Genomic DNA, 2,019 nt, shown 5'->3' with positions numbered 1-2,019 from the left:
TCGATATTATCAAGAGTTCTATCTCCATCTACAGTTGCCGAAGCACCTGTTAAGTGAACAATTTTTGCATCAGAGCCATCGATTGTGGCTCCTGAAAAAGTTATTGTCGCAGTTCCGGTAAGGGTATAATCCGCAGCATTTACAGATGTGACATCATTAGTATAAAAAACATCGATTTCCGAGTCACTGATGGAATATGCTTTACTGATCTCTACTGTGGTGGAAGCGGTGAAACTGGCATCATCAACATAAACAGTGGCTTCCCCATCCCAACCGGAAACATCATATACTCTGATTTCAATATCAGCAGTTACTGCTGTTGCCGGAGCAGCCTGCAATCCACTCGACATTTGCTGCCAGTCAGGTGAATCGGCAGAATAATCACCATAATAACCGGAAACAAAACCAGAACCAGCATCATACCAGCGAATAGCAACCCGGACTCTTCCATCCGGATCGTTATCTAAAGCCCAGAATGTAAAAAGGTAATTTGTTCCTTCTGTTACTGGAACAGCCTGTTGCCTTAAATAACGAGTTGAAGTAGTTGTCCAGGTTATATTGGTTGAATAAGTTCCTCCATGAACATTTGTTGTTTCTTGAGAGCCGGTAATACTTGTTCCCGAAAGATTCCAATCATCAGGTGGACCGGTAGCACCATTTACAGTCCAGTTTTCAAAACCTTCGTTTGTTAGAAGCTCGGTTGCAAAAGCAAATTGAGCAAATGCAAAGAGCATAAGAAAACCAATAAATAAAACTTTTTTCATTTTTCCTCCGTTTTTTAATTTGGTTAACACACACAAAAATCAGACAAAGTTGGAAATCAACTTTGTGATTCAGCCTAAATTATTAAAGTTAACATCTCACTTCTATTTAAATTTTAAAGCAAATGACAGATTCAAAATAACGGATTATTGTGTCAAATCATTTTTATAACTTCTTGCAGCAAAATATGTAATTCTTGTTACTGCTTTAGTTTCAACAACTTATCACCAATCGAACTTTTACTTGAGTAAGGTCATTTTTTTCATTATTTTTTGTTCAGAGGTAGAAATTTTGTAAAAATATATTCCCGAACAAACAGGAGATTGCTCGTTGTCTTTCCTCTTCCAAAAAAAAGAATATTCACCGGCAGCGAGAATTTCATCGAGCAAGGTTCTGATTTTCTGTCCTTTGAGATTAAATATTTCCAGACAGATATTATTCTCTTTTTTTAAAGAGAATCTTATTGAAGTTATGTCTCTGAAAGGATTGGGATAATTACCATGAAGAATTATCGGAGCGGTAAAATTTATTTCGTTTTCATCAATAGAATTCGAAACATTTGATGAACCAGGTGAAGGATAATTCATAAAAATCCAATTTTCCGAACCATCCGGAAATCTACCAAAGGAAATGTCTGTTGTCTGCAAACCAAAGGTCAAAGTATCAATGGGAGTAGTTCCATAAAAAGCAAACAATCCAATCTCTTCTCCCGCACCAGCAAGCTTGAATTCAAGATGTAGAATTCCATCTTCGGAGTCATTATCAGCCCAGAGCAGGAGAAAATTTCCAGGCTGGATAGTTGTTGAATCAGGATAAGATTCCGGGATTTTCCACCAATCTGTCGGATTTGAAAAGTTGTCGGTAAAATATAAGCCTCCGATATCAATTGGTTCTTCGGAAGCATTATAAATTTCGATCCAATCCTCGTATTCTTCTTGTGGATCGGTTATAAAAGATTCATTATCTGCCATAAATTCATTAATGAAAATTTGAGGAGGATCATAATCAACAACATATTGAAAAGTTAAGTCAGGAGCATTTTCGGGATAGGTTGAGACGGCAGACATATCATCGGTTGCTTCAAGATAATAATTGACCGAAGTTCCTGATGGGAGTTGAGGAATATAACCTCCGTAAATATTATCATTTGCTCCTGAGTCTCCGTGTTGTCCATCATCATACATAGTGATATTCTGATTTCCTGTACCGGTATCATATTTAATAAAAGCAGTTGCGATCGTTTCATCGTCAGTAATA

Annotated in this window: 2 protein-coding genes; both read right to left on the bottom strand. The window is 37.0% G+C overall.

Annotated features, from left to right (window positions below; genetic code table 11):
- Positions 1 to 764, bottom strand: a 764-nt coding sequence (locus tag ENL20_08855; protein HHE38665.1) for a hypothetical protein, incomplete at its 3' end; no start/stop codon positions are given.
- Between the two features lie 237 nt (positions 765 to 1,001).
- Positions 1,002 to 2,019: T9SS type A sorting domain-containing protein (locus ENL20_08850; protein ID HHE38664.1), on the bottom strand; the 1,018-nt coding region annotated here is incomplete at its 5' end.

It is taken from the genome of Candidatus Cloacimonadota bacterium, from assembly GCA_011372345.1.
In the GTDB taxonomy this organism is placed as follows: domain Bacteria; phylum Cloacimonadota; class Cloacimonadia; order Cloacimonadales; family TCS61; genus DRTC01.
The sequence above is the reverse complement of the archived record's forward strand: the minus strand, read 5'-3'. Positions and strand labels throughout refer to the sequence as shown.